Raw genomic sequence first — 18,209 nt, forward strand, 5'->3', positions numbered from 1 at the left:
AGACCTGCTGTCGGTCGAACAGGTCAAGTGCAGCCTCGACAGCGAGATGCTGGTGCTCCAACTCGACCCCCAGGGACGGATCGAGATGGTCAACGGCAACTTCGAGAGCGAGATGCTCTACCGTGCCGACCAATTGCTTGGACGCAAACTCGAGGACATTGTCCCGCCCCACGTGAAGTCGCTCGACTTCTACCAACGCATGAAAAGCGCGATCAGCCGGGGCGAGCACCTCAACGGGGCGTTCCGCCTGCTGCGCGGCAATGGTCAGGAAGCCTGGTTGCGCTCGATTCTGCAGCCGGTCAAGAACAGCGAAGGGCGCATCAAGTATTTCACCCTGCACTCGAGCGACCTAACCCGCACCATCGAGACCTCCCGTGAGCACGAAAGCCTGATCAAGGCCCTGATGCGCTCTACTGCAGTCATCGAATTTGGCCTTGATGGCACCATCCTGACCGCCAATGAACGGTTTCTGACGTCGGTCGGTTATCGCCTAGAACAGATCCGCGGCAAGCATCACCGCATCTTCTGCGAACCGGAAGAGGCCAATTCGGCGGGCTATCAGGCGTTCTGGGACAAGCTGCGCCGTGGCGAATACGTGGCTGAGCGCTTCAAGCGTATCGATGCCCATGGCCGGGTAATCTGGCTGGAAGCGTCCTACAACCCGATCTTCGACGCCCATGATGTGCTGTACAAAGTGGTCAAGTTCGCCACCGTGATCACCGACCAGGTCAACCAGGAGCAGGCGGTTGCCGAGGCGGCGGACATCGCCTTCAACACCTCGCTGAGCACTGACGCCAGTGCGCGCAAGGCCACCGACGTAGTCACGCAGACGGTAAACGTCATGCGTGGCCTGGAGTCGTCGATGCAAGAGGCCGCCGAGGGCATTCAGGCCCTGGACACCCAGTCGCGGGTGATCGGTTCGATCATCAAGACCATCAGTGACATTGCCGGGCAGACTAACTTGCTAGCGCTCAACGCTGCCATCGAGGCGGCCCGGGCGGGCGAGCAGGGGCGTGGTTTTGCCGTGGTCGCCGACGAAGTGCGCCAGCTGGCCTCGCGTACCAGCACAGCCACCGAAGAGATTGCCCGGGTGGTGCAGCAGAACGAGCAATTGGCCCAGGCTGCGGTGGCGATCATCGACACCAGCAAGCGTCAGGCCGAGCAGGGGCTGTCGTTGGCCGATGAAACCGGCAACGTGATCGTCGAAATCCAGGAGGGAGCGAAGCGGGTGGTGGATGTGGTGGGGCAGTTTTCCAGCCGGCTCGGTCAATGACGGTAGGAGCAGCCTTGTGTTACGAAGAGGCCAGTACTAGCAACAGATAGGCATTGTCAGTACTGGCCTCTTCGCAGCGCAAGGCTGCTGCTACACAGGGCCGCGGCTGGATTTAGTCGCGTTCACGCACCCAGAACAACGTAGCCCCCGCCACCGCGGCCGGCATCATCAGTACGTTTACCACCGGCACCATCAGCGCCAGGTAGGTGATGCCGCCAAAGCCCAGCGATTGCCAGCGCTTCTGGCGCAGCCAGGCGAGCATGTCCTGCCAGCTCATCTTGTTGTTGTCCGCCGGGTAGTCGATGTACTGGATAGCCATCATCCACACACCAAAGATCAGCCACAGCGGCGCAGCGACCACGTTGACCACCGGGATCAACGACAGGATGAACAGGCCGATGGCCCGTGGCAGGAAGTAGCCCAGCTTGCGCATCTCGCGACCCAAGGTGCGCGGCACCATGGCCACCAGTTCGGCCCAGCTGAAGGCAGGGAAGTTGTCTTGGCCGCGCACCACCACTTCGACCTTCTCCGCCAAAAAGCCGTTGAACGGCGCTGCAATGACGTTGGCCACCAGGGTGAAGGTGAAGAACACCATCAGGACTACCAAGGCGACGAACAGTGGCCACAGAATGTAGGTGAGGAAGCTCAACCAGCTGGGCAGGGTTGGCATCAGGGCGTCGACCCAGACACTGAACTGATGGCCGGCAAAGTAGATCAGGCCACCAAACAGCAGCAGGTTGACCGCCAGGGGCAACAGCACGAACAACCGCAGGTTCGGGCTCAGCACCAGTTTCAGGCCTTCGCGCAGATACTGGGGGCCAGAGAGGACAGGGGCTTGCATCGAGACACTCCGAACAGAAGGAAAACGCGCTGACCTTACCGAGTTTGTCACGCCGACGAAAGGTGGGCGATGTTGGCGAAACCGGCTGTAACAAAAGCGCCAGGGCGTTTTTTGTGAATGAAATTGCTGGATAGACGATGCCTATGAGGTGGATTGTCGAAGGATATTTCCTTAATCTTTGCGACCTCGCTACAGTGCGCTCAACTTTTAGGTTTTGGATCGACGCGTTGTAGCCTTCCCCAAGGTTGCGTGGGTCCTTTTTAAATTCCAGCTGGCACCGCCGGCACACCGATGCTGGCCCCGTGCGGCCGGCTCGACAGGAGTTCGACATGTCTGAAGTACGTCATTCGCGCGTCATCATCCTCGGTTCCGGCCCTGCCGGTTACAGCGCCGCAGTCTATGCCGCCCGTGCCAACCTCAAGCCGCTGCTGATCACCGGCATGCAGGCCGGTGGCCAGCTGACCACCACCACCGAAGTCGACAACTGGCCGGGCGACCCCCATGGCCTGACCGGCCCAGCCCTGATGCAGCGCATGCAAGAGCACGCCGAGCGCTTCGAGACCGAGATCGTCTTCGACCACATCAACGCTGTCGACCTGGCCAACAAGCCGTTCACCCTGCAGGGTGACAGTGGCACCTACACCTGCGACGCACTGATCGTCGCCACCGGCGCCAGCGCTCGTTACCTGGGCCTGCCGTCGGAAGAAACCTTCATGGGCAAGGGCGTTTCGGCCTGCGCTACCTGTGACGGCTTCTTCTACCGCAACAAGCCGGTAGCGGTCGTCGGCGGCGGCAACACTGCCGTTGAAGAGGCCCTGTACCTGGCCAACATCGCCAGCAAAGTGACCCTGGTTCACCGCCGCGAAACCTTCCGCGCCGAGAAGATCCTGGTCGACAAGCTGAACGCCCGTGTGGCGGAAGGCAAGATCGAGCTCAAGCTCAATGCCACCCTGGACGAAGTACTGGGTGACAACATGGGCGTGACCGGTGCGCGCCTGAAGAACAACGATGGCAGCAGCGATGAAATCAAGGTCGACGGCGTGTTCATCGCCATTGGCCACACCCCGAACACCTCGCTGTTCGAAGGCCAGCTGACCCTCAAGGACGGCTACCTGGTGGTCAACGGCGGCCGCGAAGGCAACGCCACTGCCACCAACGTCGAAGGTGTGTTCGCTGCGGGCGACGTGGCCGACCACGTTTACCGTCAGGCGATTACCTCGGCCGGCGCAGGCTGCATGGCCGCACTGGACGTCGAGCGCTACCTGGACGGCCTGGCCAACGCCGCGTTCTGATCCACGCCCGAAAAAAACCGGCCATCTGGCCGGTTTTTTTATGCCTGAGATCTGCTGCGCCTGTTCGGGCCTCTCAGAGGCTCAAACGCATCGACAGGTCTACGGCCTTCACATCCTTGGTCATGGCACCAATGGAGATGTAGTCGACGCCGGTCTCGGCAATCACCCGCAAGGTGCTCTCGTTGACGCCGCCGCTGGCCTCGAGTTTGGCCTTGCCCGCAGTGATGTGCACCGCTTCGCGCATTTCGTCCAGGGTCAGCTCGTCGAGCATGACGATATCCGCACCCGCATTCAGGGCCTGGCGCAGTTCATCCAGGCTTTCCACCTCGATTTCCACCGGCTTGCCAGGGGCAATTCGGTGCGCTGCCGCCACTGCCTCGGCCACGCCACCGCTGGCGGCGATGTGGTTTTCCTTGATCAGGAAGGCATCGTAAAGGCCGATGCGGTGGTTGTCGCAACCGCCACAGGTGACCGCGTATTTCTGCGCCAGGCGCAGGCCGGGAAGGGTCTTGCGGGTGTCTAGCAGGCGCACTTGGGTACCTGCGACCAGGTCGGCCAGAAAGCGTGCGCGCGTGGCGACGCCCGACAGCATCTGCAGGAAGTTGAGTGCGCTGCGCTCACCGCTGAGCAGCGAGCGTGCCGGGCCTTCCAGGTGGAACAGCGGCTGGTTGGCCAGCGCGCGGTCGCCATCGGCCACTTGCCAGTGCACCGCCACCCGTGGGTCGAGCTGGCGGAACACGGCGTCGACCCAGGCGGTGCCAGCGATCACGCAGTCCTCGCGGGTAATGATGGTCGCCTTGGCCAGGCGTTCGGCCGGGATCAACTGCGCGGTGATATCGCCACTGCCGATGTCCTCCAACAGTGCACGGCGCACGTTGGCTTCGATTTCAGCGGTCAGGTCGGCGAGGCGTAGGTTCGGCATGGTCGGCTCCACAAGCTAGATGCCCGCGATTATAGGGCAGGGGAGCGGTGTGTACAGGGCCATGGCCGGTGACCTTTGGTCGGCCCGTCTGAGCATCTGGCCGAATACAGGGTCATTTCCCAGCAAGCGAAACGGCGCTGGCAGCTGTCCGTTTTTTTGCCGATAATAGTGACCAGTATTTGGCGTCATAGCTTTGACGATTCGTTGCCCGTGGGGCAAGCAAGCCTGCAAGGAGTTAGGGATGCATAAAGAAGGCAAGGTGGTGCCCCTGGCGGCAGCCATCGACCGAGGGGCGCGCACGCCTCTGCCTTGCCTTCCGGTATTGCTCCTGCAAGTGCGCGACAAAGCCGCGCTGCAATTGCGCCAAGGCCTGCAGGCCTTGTTCGACAACACCGACGTCACCCTCTTCGAGATGGCCGACAAGGCCGCTGAGCGCTGCGACCAGAACCTGTATTTCGAAGCGATGCGCGACGTGCGCCTGAAGCGCAAGAGCATCGAGCGCGGTTTTCTCGACACCTTCCATCACACCTTCGCCAGCCTCGGCCGGGCAGACCCTCTGGGCGGCCTGGGTGAAGCGCAGGGTTCAGGCAACAAGGCGCAGCGCGAGCGTGCATCCGCCATCGACGGCATGGTCGCGCGGGTGCTCTCGCGTGACGGCCTTGCCCTGCAGCAACTGGGCTTGCGCTTGCAGGCATTGCTCGATCGCCCGGTGGGCGAGCAGCAAAACCCTGTGGGCCCCGCTGCGCTGTGCGGCTATTTCCTCGAAGCGGGTCGCAACCTGGGGGTCGGGCTGCGGGTCAAGCTGATCCTCTTGAAGCTGTTTGAACGCTATGTGTTGCGTGATGTGGAGGTGCTCTATGCAGAGGCTAACCAGCTGCTGGCCGCAGCCGGTGTGCTGCCCGAACTGCAGCCTGCGCCGCGTCGGCGCGCCGAGGATCGGTGCCTGAGCGCCGGGCGCCGGCCGTCCAGCCTGGAGGCGCAAGGGGCGCTGGGCGCGGACAGTGCCGGGCAAGCGTACTTTGCTTCCTTGCAAACACTTCTGGCTCCCGCGCGCGGGCAGATCGCGCCGCGCTTGCAGCGGGCAGCCGCTGCCCAGCCAATCAGCACCGCCGACCTGCTGCGCCTGCTTTCGCACCTGCAACACTATGTGCCCGCCACGCAGGCTGCGGATGACTTCGCGCTTGGCCAACAGCTGGAACAACTGTTGTTGCGCGTCAGTGTGCGCAGTGGCACGCGTCGGCGCATCGCCACGGCCGATGAAGACATGATCAACCTGATCGGCCTGCTGTTCGATTTCATCCACAACGACGACAACTTGCCCGCCAGCCTACGGGCATTGATCGCGCGTTTGCACATCCCGCTGCTCAAGGTCGCGCTGCTCGACAAGGGGCTGTTCAGCCGCGCCAACCACCCGGCCCGGCGTTTGCTCAACGAGATCGCAGGTGCCGCGATCGGTTGGCAGAGCAGCGCCGAAGGCCTGCGCGACAGTTTGCATGTACGGGTGGAGCGTATCGTTCAGCGTCTGCTCAACGACTTCACCGATGACGCCTGCCTGTTCGCCGAGCTGCTCGACGAGTTTCTCGCCTTCAGCCAGGACGAGCGGCGCCGCCACGAGTTGCTCGAACAGCGTACCCGCGACGCCGAAGAGGGCCGGGCGCGAACCCTGCAGGCCCGGCAGCAGGTGCAGCAGGTGCTCAACCAGCGTCTGCGCGGGCGGGTGCTGCCGCACGTGGTGGTGCAGATGCTGGTGCAGGCCTGGAGCCAGGTGCTGCTGCTGGCGTGGCTCAAGCAGGGCGAAGGGTCCGAGGCATGGCGCAACGGCCTGGCCACCCTGGACACGCTGCTCGCCAGTATCGCCCCGCACCATGACCCGCAGGCCTGTCAGCAACTGCTGCAACAGGTGCCCGGCCTGCTCAAGGCCTTGCGCGAAGGCCTGGCAGGCGTGGCGCTGGACTCCACCGCTACCCGTGATTTCTTCCAGCAGCTTGAGCAATTGCACCTGCGCGCTTGCTCGGCGTCCGACGGGTACAGGGCCGATGGCCCGCCCGTGCTGGACGAGGTGCTGGTGGACGAGGACATCGTGCTGGCCCTTGCCGAAGAGCCCGCCTGCGCCCCCCTGCACCTTGTTGACGGCAATGCCTCGGCATTGCGCCAAGTGCAGCGCCTGCGCATCGGCAGCTGGGTCGAAGTGTTCGATGAAGACGACCCATTGCGCTGCAAGCTGGTGGCGCGCATCGACAGCAACGATCGGCTGGTGTTCGCCAATCGCACGGGCATGAAAGTGCGTGAGTGGAACACCGGCAGCCTCGCCCAGGCGCTGCACCGGGGAGAGGTGCGGGTGCTCGATGACGGCGCGCTGTTCGAGCGGGCGCTGGAGTCGGTGCTCGAAGGGCTGCGGCAACAGCAGGTCCATTGAGTCATCATTACAATGATTCACATGCAAACGGCCGCGGACGCAGGGCATACTGCTGCTCTGTACCCGGCGTTTTTTCAGGATCTGCCCCATGCAATTGGACCGTGCCACCGGCTGGTTCCACGGAATCACCCACTGCCCGTCGCCGAACTTCAACGCGCGCCCCGAGGGCGAGTCGATCTCCCTGCTGGTCATTCACAACATCAGCTTGCCGCCGGCGTGTTTCGGCACCGGCAAGGTTCAGGCATTCTTCCAGAACCGCCTGGACGCCCATGAACATCCCTATTTCCAGAGCATCTGCCACCTGACGGTTTCGGCGCACCTGTTCGTCGAGCGCGATGGCGCCGTGACCCAGTTCGTGTCGTTGCTCGACCGCGCCTGGCATGCCGGTGTCTCGTGCTTCGACGGGCGCGAGGGCTGCAACGACTTCTCCATCGGCATCGAACTTGAAGGCACTGACGACCTGCCATACACCGATGCCCAGTACGCCACGCTGGCGCAGCTGACCCGACAGATCCGCGACGCCTGGCCGGTCATCAGCCTTGAACGCATCCAGGGCCACAGCGACATCGCACCGGTGCGCAAAACCGACCCAGGCCCGGCTTTCGACTGGGGCCGTTATCGCCAAACCGTGAAGGATAACGAGGACAACTCATGAGTTTTCTGGTTTTGCTGCTGGCGCTGTGGGTCGAGAAGTTCTCGGCACTGCGCCATCGAATACAGCGCGATGGTTTTTTCCTCGGTGAACTGGTGCGCCTGGAGCGCAGCGGCAAAGTACAGCCGTGGTGGACGTTGGCCATCCTGGTGCTGGCGCCGGTAGCGGTGCTGGCCCTGCTGCTGCATGTGCTGGAGCCCGTCGCCTATGGCCTGCTGGCATTGCCGGTGCACCTGCTGGTGTTGATCTACAGCCTGGGCCGCGGCGATGCGAAGGCGGCGCTTGGGCCGTTTCGCGATGCCTGGCGGCGGGGTGACGATCAGGCCGCCCTGCACGTGGCCGAGCGCGACCTGGGCCTGGTGGCCGACGAGCCTCACAGCCTGCTGGTGCGCGTGCAGGGTTACCTGCTGTGGCAGGCGTATCAGAGCTTCTTCGCCGTGATCTTCTGGTATTTCGTGCTCGGCCCAGGCGCTGCCTTGGCCTATCGCCTGCTGGCGCTGTGCGGCGAGCACAGCAAGCAGCCCGCGCTCAAGGCACGTGCCGAGCAACTGCGGCACATCATGGACTGGCTGCCGGTGCGGGTGATGGCCTTGAGCTTCGCGCTGGTCGGCAACTTCGTCGCGGTGACCCGCGTGATGCTGCACGAGCTCCTGAACTGGCACATCAGCGCCGGCCACCTGGTGGCCAGGGTCGGGCGCATTGCCGACGATATCCCCGAGGAAGAAGACAGCCAGCGCGGCCTAAGCCGGCTCGACAGCCTTTGGGAATTGCTGCTGCGCTGCGCGGTGCTGTGGTATGCCGGGTTTGCGTTATGGACGGTGCTGGTCTGACCTCACCGCCGTAACACGCGCCCTGTAGGAGCAGCCTTGTGCTGCGAAGAGGCCAGTTGCATCCCGAAAATTCAGGGGTGGTGCTACTGGCCTCTTCGCAGCACAAGGCTGCTCCTACCGGGGCTTAACCATAAGTTACAAACCTCCGATTCGATCTGCGGTATACACAGTGGCACTGTGCTACCCCGTAGAACAATAAGAATCCAAGGAGGTGCCCCGTGAAGCGTCTGCTTTATCCGGCCATCGCACTGATGAACCGGCTGAGCTTCGGTCAGAAGTTCAGCCTTGTCAGCGTCCTGTTTTTCCTGCCTATGCTGGTCATCAGCGGCTACCTGGTACGCGATGCATACCAGCAGTTTCAGGCCACCCGCGCCGAGCTGCAGGGCATCGACCCCCTGCGCGAAAGCCTGGCCCTGCGCGCAGGCTTCGAAGCCTTGGGCAGCCTCCTGCAGATCAATGCCGTGCTCGGCCAGTCGGGCCAGGCCGGTGATGTCGAATCGCGTATTGCTGCGTTGCAGGACGAAGTGCAGGAGCGTCTCCAGGCACTGCGTAGCGACGATCCGCAGCTGGAAGCCAAGCGCGAGGACTTGGCCGATGCGTTTGTCCGCGCCCGCGCAGAGTCCTCGCTGCAGAATAAAACGGCGTTGTTCGACGCCTTGCTCGCCCAGGCCCACGTGCTGACCCGCCTGGTGGCCAGCCAATCTGGCCTGAGCCAGGACAGCCAGGCCTCGGTGCGGCAACTGAGCGATCTGCTTGGCGTGGCGACGGCGCAGGTGACCCAGGCCCTGGCGGACGGGCAGGCGATGGGGGCCATTGCTCTGGGGCGTGGCTTCATGGATTCGTCCGGCAGCGCGCGCTTCGAAGATTTGCTGCAGCGCCTCGAGCGCCTGGCCACTGACTACGCACTGCGCTTGGAGGACGCCCTGGGCAGTGACCCTGCGGCCAAAGCGGCCCTGGCCAGCAGCGCCCAAGCCAGCCAGGCAACGGTCAGGCAGGCCGCCGCGTTATTCGAAGCGCAGGTGGTGGTGGCCGAGACCTTGGACGCGCCCTGGCCTGCGTTCTATCAGCAAACCCGTGAGCTGATGGGGCACACCTACCGCCTCAACGAGGCCATTCTCATGCACCTGCAGGGGCAACTGCAGGACCGGCTGGGCGAGCAACAATGGCGCATGATCGGCCTGGTGGCGGTGCTGGCGGGTGTGTTCGCGCTGATTGTGTACCTGTACAGCGGTTTCTACGTCTCGACCCGGGCGACCCTGCGCCAGCTCGGCAAGGCGATGGGCAAGGTCGCCGACGGCGACATGACGGTCAGCTTCCAGGCCCGCAGCCGCGACGAGTTGGGCGAGCTGGGGCAAGGCTTCAGCGACACCGTGCAGCGTATCCGTGGCCTGATCGACCAGGTTGGCCGCACCGTGGTGGCCGTCGAAGAACAGGCCAGCCAAGTGTTGGCGGTGTCAGTGCGGAGCAACCAGGCAGTCAGCGGCCAGCGTGAGCAAATCGAGCAAGTGGCCACGGCCATGAACCAGATGAGCGCCACTGCTCAGGAGGTCGCACGCAGCGCGGCGCTGGCAGCCGATGGTGCGCAGCAGGTCAACCATGAAAGCGCCAGTGGCCGCGGCCTGGTGCAACGCCAGCAAGGCAGCATCGACCGGCTGGCTGCCGAGATCGACCAGAGCGTGGTGGCCATCAATCAGCTAGCCAGTGACAGCCAGGCAATCGGGCGGGTGCTTGAAGTGATCCGCAGCATTGCCGAGCAGACCAACCTGCTGGCACTTAACGCCGCGATCGAGGCAGCGCGTGCCGGGGAGCAAGGCCGAGGCTTCGCGGTGGTCGCCGATGAGGTGCGCACCTTGGCTAGGCGCACCCAGGACTCGACTGCAGAGATCGCCCAGATGATTCAGCGCTTGCAGGAGGGGGTCGCAGCGGCGGTCAGCGCCATGGGCAGCAGCCACCAGATGGCCGCTGGCACCGTCGATGAAACGCGCCGGGTGCAGCAGGCGTTGGGCAATATTCTGGGTGCGGTGGGCAGTATCGTCGAGCAGAACCAGCAGATTGCCGCTGCCGTGGAGCAGCAGACCGCCGTGGCGCATGACATCGACCAGAACATCGTGGCGATCAACAGCGCCGCGCAGGACACCACCCAAGGAGCCTGCCAGACCGAGGAGGCTAGCCGGGCATTGTCTGCTCAGGTGGTGGAGTTGAAACGGTTGATCGGGGCGTTCAGGGTTTAATCAAGCTATCGCTGTAGGAGCAGCCTTGTGCTGCGAAGAGGCCGCTTTGGCTGTAGAGAGGCTGTGCCGGTAATGGCCTCTTCGCAGCTCAAGGCTGCTCCTACAGCGCTAGTGCCGGGGCAGGCAGCTACCAGCCGAATAACTCACAGGCATTCTTGCTACTGGCGTCAGCCAACAGTTCCACCTCTATGCCGATCACCTCAGCCAGCGCTGCGGCAATCTCCGGCAGGTGCTCCGGGCTATTACGCTGCCCGGGGTACATCACCGGGGCCATGTCTGGCGCGTCGGTCTCCAGCACTACGCTGTCCAGCGGCAGCCGGGCAAGGGTCTTGCGCAAGCGCACTGCCTGCGGCCAGGTAGCCGCCCCGCCAAGCCCCAGGCGGAAACCAAGCTTGATGTACTCGCGCGCTTCTTCATAGCTGCCTGCAAAGGCATGGATGACCCCAGCCCGGGCTGGCTTGTAGCGCTTGAGCGTGGCGATCACCTGGGCATGGCTGCGGCGCACATGCAGCAAGGCCGGCAGCTCGAACTCGCAGGCCATCTGCAGTTGTGCTTCGAACAGCGCCTGTTGGCGATCCTTGTCCAATGCTTCCAGGTAGTAATCCAACCCGAACTCACCCACGGCGCACAGGCGCGGGTCGCCGCGCAGGCGCTCCAGCCAGTCGCGTAGCTGGGTAAGGTGCTCTGGGCGATGCTGGTCCAGGTAAACCGGATGCAAGCCCAGGGCCGCAACTACACGCGTGTCGGCGCAGGCCAGGTCCCACACCCGCTGGAAATTCGCCTGATACACCCCCAGCACTACCATGCGTTCCACCCCGCGCGCCGCCGCATTGGCCAGCAGGCGCGAGCGGTCGGCGTCGAAGTCGGGGAAGTCCAGGTGGGTGTGGGTGTCGATCAGGCGCATGTTCAGGCCGCTGGGATGCGTTGCTTGAAGGTTCGGCCGATGGCGTGCACGCCGGGCTCGTAACGCTCTTCCTCGATGGCTGCCAAGGCCAGCTCCAGCGCAGTGGCGGCGATCAGCCCGTGCTGTTGGGCCATAGCGTTGACCGGAAGCGGCAGGAAGTCGAGCAACTGGTTGTCACCGAAGGTGCCCAACTGCAGCTGGCGCGAGTCGGCAGGGCGTGCCTGCAAGGTGTCGAATACGCCCTGCAGCAGCACGTAGGAGGTGGTTACCAGGGCATCCGGCAGGCCACCCTGTTCTTCGATCAGTTGCTGCATCAGGCGCTGCCCGCATTCACGGCTGAACGCCTCACCCTGATAACGGCGCACTTCACCTGCATAGCCTTGCAGGGCTTCCTCGAAGCCGCCGGCACGGGCCTGGCTGACCGAAAGCTCCGGGCGGGCGCCGATCAGGGCGATGCTGCGCGGGGCTGCGCTGAGCAGGCTGGCGGCCAGCTGACGGCTGGCGTCGCGATCATCGCTGATCACCGAGCAGAAATGTGCAGGGTCAAGGCGACGGTCGATGGCGATCACCGGCAGGCCCTTGTCTTGCAGCTCACGGTAGCTGTCGTCTTCCACAGGCAAGCAGCTGGCGACGAACAGGGCATCGCAACGACGGGCGCGGAACAGTTGCTGCAGCTGGCGCTCGCTGTTCGGCTGGTCATCGCTGCTGGCAATCAGCAACTGATAGCCACGGGCCCGGGCGCCTTGCTCGAGCTGCTTGGCGATGCGGGCGTAGCTGGGGTTCTCCAGATCCGGGAGAATGAAGCCCAATGTGCGGGTATGTCGGCTGCGCAGGCCGGCGGCTTGCGGGTTGGGCGTGAAGCCATGGGCCTCGACCACTGCACGCACGCGCTCGACAGTGCTGCTGCTGATGCGCTGCTGTTCGGCCTTGCCATTGATGACGTAGCTGGCAGTGGTCACGGACACACCGGCCAGACGGGCGATATCGCTGAGTTTCACCGAATTTTCCTTGTTATTACCGGGGCTGGCTGCGAGGCCAGACCGGATAGTTTGACCCGGAGCTGCGCTCGCGCGCAGACGACCATTGTCGCAATTGTCCGACAGGATGGGGCTTTTTCCTCGGGAGATTATCGAGTAACGTGGCCGCCTGGTCAGATTAATCGTTTCAGCTGCCAAATTTTCTGCCTCGGCTGCCATCTGCGCAAGGCTGATCAACTGGCCATTTTCGACAACAATACCTCAGTACCCCACCTGGGCACTGCAAAAGGAGAAGGGCATGCTCGAGCTCGCCACAGGGCAAATAGCCATGGGCCAGAAGGCCGCGGACAAGGCCGAGGCCTTGCGCCTGCTGGCAGATCAGCTGGTGGCCGATGGCCTGGTCGCCGAGGGCTACCTCGCAGGGCTGCAGGCCCGCGAGGCGCAAGGCTCGACCTTCCTTGGGCAGGGCATTGCCATCCCGCATGGCACGCCGCAGACCCGCGACCTGGTCCACACCACCGGTGTGCGCTTGCTGCAGTTCCCCGAAGGCGTGGACTGGGGCGATGGCCAAATGGTCTACCTGGCCATCGGCATCGCCGCCCGTTCCGATGAACACCTGCGTCTGCTGCAATTGCTGACCCGTGCCCTGGGCGAGACCGACCTGGCCGAGGCGCTGCGCCGGGCCAGCTCTGCCGAGGCCTTGCTCAAACTGTTGCAAGGCGCGCCACAGGCGTTGGCGTTGGATGCGCAACTGGTCGGCTTGAACCTGCCGGCCGAAGATTTCGACGAGCTGGCCTGGCGCGGTGCGCGCCTGCTGCAGCGCGCCGGTTGCGTCGACAGTGGTTTTGCCGCCGTGCTGCAGCAGGCCGAGCCTCTGCCATTGGGCGAGGGCCTGTGGTGGCTGCACAGCGAGCGCCAGGTGCGTCAGCCGGGCCTGGCGTTCATCACCCCGCAGCAACCGCTGCGCTATCGCGATCAGCCGCTCAACGGCCTGTTCTGCCTGGCCAGCCTCGGCGCCGCTCATCAGGCCTTGCTCGAGCGCTTGTGCGAAGTGCTGATCGAAGGGCGCGGGCAGATGCTCTACCAGGCCACCAGCAGCCGTGCGGTGCTGCAGGTGCTGGGCGGTGAGGCACCGGCGGATTGGCCCAGCGCGCGCATCGCGTTGGCCAACCCCCATGGTTTGCATGCCCGCCCGGCCAAGGTGCTGGCGCAACTGGCCAAAGGCTTCGAGGGCGAAATCCGTGTGCGGCTGACCGACAGCGCGCAGCCAGCGGTGTCGGTCAAGAGCCTTAGCAAGCTGCTGAGCCTCGGCGCCCGCCGTGGCCAGGAACTGGAACTGATTGCCGAACCGGCCATCGCCGCCGATGCCTTGCCAGCGCTGCTGGCGGCCATCGAAGCAGGCTTGGGAGAGGACGTCGAGCCGCTGCCACAAAGCCCCGCACCGCTAGCCAGCCTGCCGCTCGAAGTGCTTCAGGCACCCGCCGCAGGCAGCCGGATCCAGGGGGTGGGCGCGGCGCCTGGGATTGCCAGTGGCCCGGCACACGTCTGCGTCGAGCGCGACATCGATTACCCCTTGCGCGGTGAATCCCTCGCCGAGGAACGGGCCAAGCTGCGCGAGGCCCTGGCAACGGTGAACAGCGAGTTGCACAACTTGGTGCAGCGCAGCGACAAGGCCATCGGCGAGATCTTCGTCACCCACCAAGAGATGCTCGCCGACCCGGCGTTGGCCGACGATGTCGAGCAGCGCCTGGCCCAGGGCGAAAGCGCCCCGGCGGCATGGATGGCCGTGATCGAGGCAGCTGCCCGGCAGCAAGAGTCGCTGCATGACGCCTTGCTCGCCGAACGGGCCGCTGACCTGCGCGACATCGGCCGTCGCGTGCTGGCCCAGTTGTGCGGCGTGCAGGCGCAGGTCGAGCCCGAACAGCCCTATGTGCTGGTCATGACCGAGGTCGGCCCTTCCGATGTGGCCAGGCTGGACCCGAGCCGGGTCGCCGGTATCGTCACCGCCCAAGGCGGCGCGACGGCCCACAGCGCCATTGTCGCCCGTGCCCTGGGCATTCCGGCAGTGGTCGGCGCCGGTGCGGCGATTCTGCTGCTCGAGGCCGGTACGCCATTGCTGCTCGATGGGCAACGCGGTGTGGTCAGTGTTGCGCCAGCGGCCGCCGAGCTGCAGCGCGCCCTGGCCGAGCGCGACCAGCGCGAACAGCGCTTGCAGGCAGCCTGGGCCCATCGCCATGAACCGGCAGTCACCCGCGATGGCCATGCGGTCGAGGTTTTCGCCAACATCGGTGAGAGCAGCGGTATCGACAAGGTGGTGGAGCAGGGCGCGGAAGGCGTCGGGCTGTTGCGCACCGAACTGATCTTCATGGCCCACCCCCAGGCACCTGACGTTGCCACCCAAGAGGCCGAGTACCGGCGCGTGCTCGATGGCCTGGGTGGGCGGCCCCTGGTGGTGCGCACCCTGGATGTCGGCGGCGACAAACCGCTGCCGTACTGGCCGATCGCTGCCGAAGACAACCCTTTCCTCGGCGTGCGCGGCGTGCGTTTGACGTTGCAGCGCCCGCAGGTCATGGAAGACCAGTTGCGCGCCTTGCTGCGCGCCGCTGACCAGCGCCCGCTGCGGATCATGTTCCCGATGGTCGGCCAGGTGCACGAATGGCGTGAAGCGCGGGCCATGGTCGAGCGCCTGCGTGAGGAAATCCCCGTGGCCGACCTGCAACTGGGGATCATGGTCGAAGTGCCCTCGGCAGCCCTGCTGGCGCCGCAGTTGGCCCGCGAAGTGGACTTTTTCAGCATCGGCACCAACGACCTGACCCAATACACCCTGGCCATCGACCGTGGCCACCCGAGCCTGTCGGCCCAGGCCGACGGCCTGCACCCGGCCGTATTGAGCCTGATCGACATGACCGTGCGCGCTGCCCATGCCGAAGGCAAGTGGGTGGGCGTGTGCGGGGAGCTGGCCGCCGACCCGCAGGCGGTGGCCGTGCTGCTTGGCCTGGATGTTGACGAGTTGAGCGTCGCCGCCCGCAGCATTGCCGAAGTCAAAGCCCTGGTTCGCCAGGCCGATCACCAGACGGCCCGCGCCCTGGCGCGCGAAGCCTTGCAACAAGACAGCGCCGCGGCGGTTCGCGCGCTGGTGGAGCGTTACTGATGGCCAAGATCCTCACCCTTACCCTGAACCCGGCGCTGGACATCACCATCAGCCTCGCTACCTTGCGCCCGGGGCACGTCAACCGCAGCCAGGCCCAGCACAGCGATGCGGCGGGCAAAGGGCTGAACGTAGCCCAGGTCTTGGCCGACCTTGGCCACAGCGTCACCGTGGGCGGCTTTCTTGGGCAGGACAACCTGCAGCCGTTCGAGGCCTTGATCGCCTGGCGTGGTTTTGCCGACTGTTTTGTCCGCGTGCCAGGCGAAACGCGCAGCAACATCAAGCTGGTCGAAGCTGACGGCCGCGTGACCGATATCAACGGCCAGGGGCCAGAAGTCGATGAAGCCGCCCGTACCGCATTGCTGCGGCAGCTGGAACAGATCGCCCCAGGGCATGACGCGGTAGTGGTGGCCGGCAGCCTGCCACGGGGTATCAGCCCCGAATGGTTCCGCCAGTTGCTCGAGCAACTGAAAGCCCAAGGCCTCAAGGTCGCCCTCGACAGCAGCGGCGAAGCCTTGCGTGTCGGCCTGCAAAGTGCGCCTTGGCTGGTCAAGCCCAACACCGAGGAATTGGGCGAGGTGCTGGGCCTGGCCGTACAAACCCCAGCGCAGCAACGCGCGGCTGCCGAGCGACTGCTGGCCAGCGGTATCGAGCATGTGGTGGTGTCGGCCGGCGAGCACGGCGTCAGCTGGTTCGCCCGCGACCTTGCCCTGCATGCCCAGCCGCCCGCGGTGCGGGTGGCCAGCACCGTGGGCGCGGGGGATTCGCTGGTGGCTGGCATGGTCGATGGCCTGTTGCGTGGCCAGGCGCCCGCGCAGACCTTGAGCCGCGCTACCGCCATCGCAGCCCAGGCCGTGACCCAGGTCGGCTTTGGCATACGTGACCGCGAGCAACTGGCACGCCTTGAAGCCGGCGTGCAACTGACAGAACAACAAGAGGGTTGCCGATGAACATTGCCATTGTCACCGCTTGCCCCAACGGCCAGGTGTCCAGTGTGCTGAGCGCGCGCTTGCTGGCGGCAGCTGCGCAGCGCCGTGGCTGGAGCACCCGTGTCGAGGTGCAGGACGCCGAGCACCCCGAGCGGCAACTGACGGCAGCCCAGCTCGCCGAGGCCGATTGGGTACTGGTAGTAAGCACTGGGCCGATCGACCTGGCCCGCTTCGTCGGCAAGCGCGTGTACCAGAGCACGCCTTCCCAGGCCCTGGCCGACCGTGAGGGTTTCCTCGACGAGGCGGCGGCCAACGCCCAACTGTTGGCGGATACGCCCGACAGCCCGGCAGCGTTGAGTGGCGCTGGCGTGCGGATTGTCGCGGTCACGGCGTGCCCGACCGGCGTCGCGCACACGTTCATGGCTGCCGAAGCCTTGCAGCAGGCAGCGCAGCAGCAGGGCTATCAACTCACCGTGGAGACCCAGGGCTCGGTGGGGGCACGCAACCCGCTGTCCGCCCAAGCCATCGCCGAAGCCGACGTGGTGCTGCTGGCCGCCGACATCGAAGTGCCCACCGCACGGTTTGCCGGCAAGCGCATTTACCGCTGCGGTACCGGCATCGCCCTCAAGCAGGCACGCGCCACCCTGGACAAGGCCCTGGCTGAAGGCAAGGTCGAGAACGCTGCAGATGCCGCGGCGGCCTCCGCTTCCGGCAAGGGTGAAAAGACCGGCGTGTACAAGCACCTGCTCACCGGGGTGTCGTTCATGTTGCCAATGGTGGTGGCGGGTGGCCTGCTGATCGCCTTGTCGTTCGTGTTCGGCATCGAGGCCTACAAAGAGCCGGGCACCTTGCCGGCAGCGTTGATGCAGATTGGCGGCGAGGCGGCGTTCAAACTGATGGTGCCGCTGTTGGCCGGCTACATCGCCTGGTCGATCGCCGACCGCCCGGGCCTGGCGCCCGGCATGATCGGTGGGTTGCTGGCCAGCACCCTGGGCGCGGGCTTCATCGGCGGCATCATCGCCGGTTTTCTCGCCGGCTACAGCGCCAAGGCCATCGCCCGCTGGGCACGCTTGCCGAGCAGCCTCGAGGCGCTCAAGCCGATCCTGATCATTCCGCTGTTGGCCAGCTTGTTCACGGGCCTGGTGATGATCTACGTGGTTGGCCAGCCGGTGGCGGCCATGCTCGAAGGGCTGACACAGTTCCTCGACAGTATGGGCACCACCAATGCCATCCTGCTGGGGTTGGTACTCGGCGGCATGATGTGTGTCGACCTGGGCGGCCCGATCAACAAGGCCGCCTACGCCTTCTCGGTGGGCCTGCTGGCCTCATCGAGCTATGCCCCCATGGCGGCGACCATGGCCGCCGGCATGGTGCCGCCCATCGGCCTGGGCATTGCCAGCTTCCTCGCCCGGCGCAAGTTCGCCCAGAGTGAGCGCGAGGCGGGCAAGGCCGCGTTGGCACTGGGGCTGTGCTTTATCTCTGAAGGTGCCATCCCGTTTGCCGCCAAGGACCCGCTACGGGTGATCCCGGCGAGTGTCGCCGGGGGTGCCTTGACCGGTGCACTGTCGATGTACTTCGGCTGCAAGCTGATGGCGCCGCACGGTGGCCTGTTCGTGCTGCTGATCCCCAATGCGATCAACCATGCGTTGCTGTACCTGCTGGCGATCGTCGCCGGCAGTTTGCTGACGGCCGTGGTGTATGCGGTGATCAAGAAGAGCGAGCAGGTGGAACTGGCCGTCGCGCCGGTGAAAGGTTAGCCCCACCCCATCGCGAACTGCGTAGGAGCAGCCTTGT

The 18,209-nt window shown here is 64.9% G+C and carries 12 protein-coding genes and 3 pseudogenes; 11 read left to right on the forward strand and 4 right to left on the reverse strand.

Annotated elements, in window-relative coordinates; all coding sequences use genetic code 11:
* Nucleotides 1-46: 46 nt before the first annotated feature.
* Both LOY53_RS26805 and LOY53_RS26810 read left to right on the forward strand, forming a co-directional pair.
* Nucleotides 47-733 (forward strand): annotated as a pseudogene (locus tag LOY53_RS26805) (PAS domain-containing protein); the annotation flags it as partial.
* Between the two features lie 114 nt (nucleotides 734-847).
* Nucleotides 848-1,273 (forward strand): annotated as a pseudogene (locus LOY53_RS26810) (methyl-accepting chemotaxis protein); the annotation flags it as partial.
* Nucleotides 1,274-1,385: 112 nt separating this feature from the next.
* Here LOY53_RS26810 and cysZ read toward each other — a convergent pair.
* Entirely contained in the window at nucleotides 1,386-2,114 is a 729-nt protein-coding gene (gene cysZ / locus LOY53_RS04055; protein WP_258703627.1) for a sulfate transporter CysZ, read from the reverse strand.
* 329 nt (nucleotides 2,115-2,443) lie between these two features.
* Here cysZ and trxB point away from each other — a divergent pair, with 329 nt between their 5' ends.
* Nucleotides 2,444-3,406, forward strand: coding sequence for a thioredoxin-disulfide reductase (trxB, locus tag LOY53_RS04060; protein WP_099428332.1), 963 nt, complete (start codon nucleotides 2,444-2,446; stop codon nucleotides 3,404-3,406).
* A 73-nt stretch (nucleotides 3,407-3,479) separates the two neighbouring features.
* Here trxB and nadC read toward each other — a convergent pair whose 3' ends face one another.
* Nucleotides 3,480-4,328, reverse strand: a complete 849-nt coding sequence (nadC, locus tag LOY53_RS04065) for a carboxylating nicotinate-nucleotide diphosphorylase (RefSeq protein WP_027594429.1) — start codon at nucleotides 4,326-4,328, stop codon at nucleotides 3,480-3,482.
* Between the two features lie 241 nt (nucleotides 4,329-4,569).
* Between nadC and LOY53_RS04070 the strand changes: the two genes are divergently transcribed.
* The 5 genes and pseudogenes from LOY53_RS04070 (at nucleotide 4,570) to LOY53_RS26820 (ending at nucleotide 10,457) form a co-directional block, all read left to right on the forward strand.
* Nucleotides 4,570-6,744 (forward strand): DUF1631 domain-containing protein, encoded by a 2,175-nt coding sequence (locus LOY53_RS04070; protein ID WP_252826701.1) that lies wholly within the window; start codon nucleotides 4,570-4,572, stop codon nucleotides 6,742-6,744.
* Between the two features lie 88 nt (nucleotides 6,745-6,832).
* Nucleotides 6,833-7,399 carry a 1,6-anhydro-N-acetylmuramyl-L-alanine amidase AmpD gene (gene ampD, locus LOY53_RS04075; protein ID WP_186681763.1) on the forward strand — a complete coding sequence of 189 codons (567 nt, stop codon included), beginning with the start codon at nucleotides 6,833-6,835 and terminating at the stop codon, nucleotides 7,397-7,399.
* Entirely contained in the window at nucleotides 7,396-8,226 is an 831-nt protein-coding gene (gene ampE / locus LOY53_RS04080) for a regulatory signaling modulator protein AmpE (RefSeq protein WP_099428335.1), read from the forward strand. The genes ampD and ampE overlap by 4 nt, the downstream gene beginning before the upstream one ends.
* Nucleotides 8,227-9,395: 1,169 nt before the next feature.
* Nucleotides 9,396-9,599, forward strand: a pseudogene (locus tag LOY53_RS26815) (HAMP domain-containing protein); the annotation flags it as partial.
* A gap of 153 nt (nucleotides 9,600-9,752) precedes the next feature.
* On the forward strand, nucleotides 9,753-10,457 hold the full coding sequence (locus LOY53_RS26820; RefSeq protein ID WP_408981367.1) for a methyl-accepting chemotaxis protein: 705 nt from the start codon (nucleotides 9,753-9,755) through the stop codon (nucleotides 10,455-10,457).
* A gap of 127 nt (nucleotides 10,458-10,584) precedes the next feature.
* Here the strand turns inward: LOY53_RS26820 and LOY53_RS04090 are convergent, their stop codons facing one another.
* Both LOY53_RS04090 and cra read right to left on the reverse strand, forming a co-directional pair.
* Complete coding sequence (locus tag LOY53_RS04090) at nucleotides 10,585-11,361, reverse strand: TatD family hydrolase (protein WP_252826703.1); 777 nt, start codon at nucleotides 11,359-11,361, stop codon at nucleotides 10,585-10,587.
* A gap of 2 nt (nucleotides 11,362-11,363) precedes the next feature.
* Nucleotides 11,364-12,359 (reverse strand): catabolite repressor/activator, encoded by a 996-nt coding sequence (gene cra, locus LOY53_RS04095; RefSeq protein WP_252826704.1) that lies wholly within the window; start codon nucleotides 12,357-12,359, stop codon nucleotides 11,364-11,366.
* Between the two features lie 277 nt (nucleotides 12,360-12,636).
* Here cra and ptsP point away from each other — a divergent pair, with 277 nt between their 5' ends.
* From ptsP to LOY53_RS04110, 3 genes are read left to right on the forward strand one after another with little or no spacing between them, the layout of a single operon-like run.
* Nucleotides 12,637-15,489 (forward strand): phosphoenolpyruvate--protein phosphotransferase, encoded by a 2,853-nt coding sequence (gene ptsP / locus LOY53_RS04100; RefSeq protein WP_258703628.1) that lies wholly within the window; start codon nucleotides 12,637-12,639, stop codon nucleotides 15,487-15,489.
* Entirely contained in the window at nucleotides 15,489-16,436 is a 948-nt protein-coding gene (gene pfkB / locus LOY53_RS04105) for a 1-phosphofructokinase (RefSeq protein WP_252826706.1), read from the forward strand. Before ptsP ends, pfkB begins: the two co-directional genes overlap by 1 nt.
* Nucleotides 16,433-18,172 (forward strand): PTS fructose-like transporter subunit IIB, encoded by a 1,740-nt coding sequence (locus LOY53_RS04110; RefSeq protein ID WP_027594420.1) that lies wholly within the window; start codon nucleotides 16,433-16,435, stop codon nucleotides 18,170-18,172. The genes pfkB and LOY53_RS04110 overlap by 4 nt, the downstream gene beginning before the upstream one ends.
* Nucleotides 18,173-18,209: the final 37 nt, after the last annotated feature.

Origin of the sequence: Pseudomonas sp. B21-031, from assembly GCF_024748985.1 — a bacterium.
Classification (GTDB): Bacteria; Pseudomonadota; Gammaproteobacteria; order Pseudomonadales; family Pseudomonadaceae; genus Aquipseudomonas; species Aquipseudomonas kermanshahensis.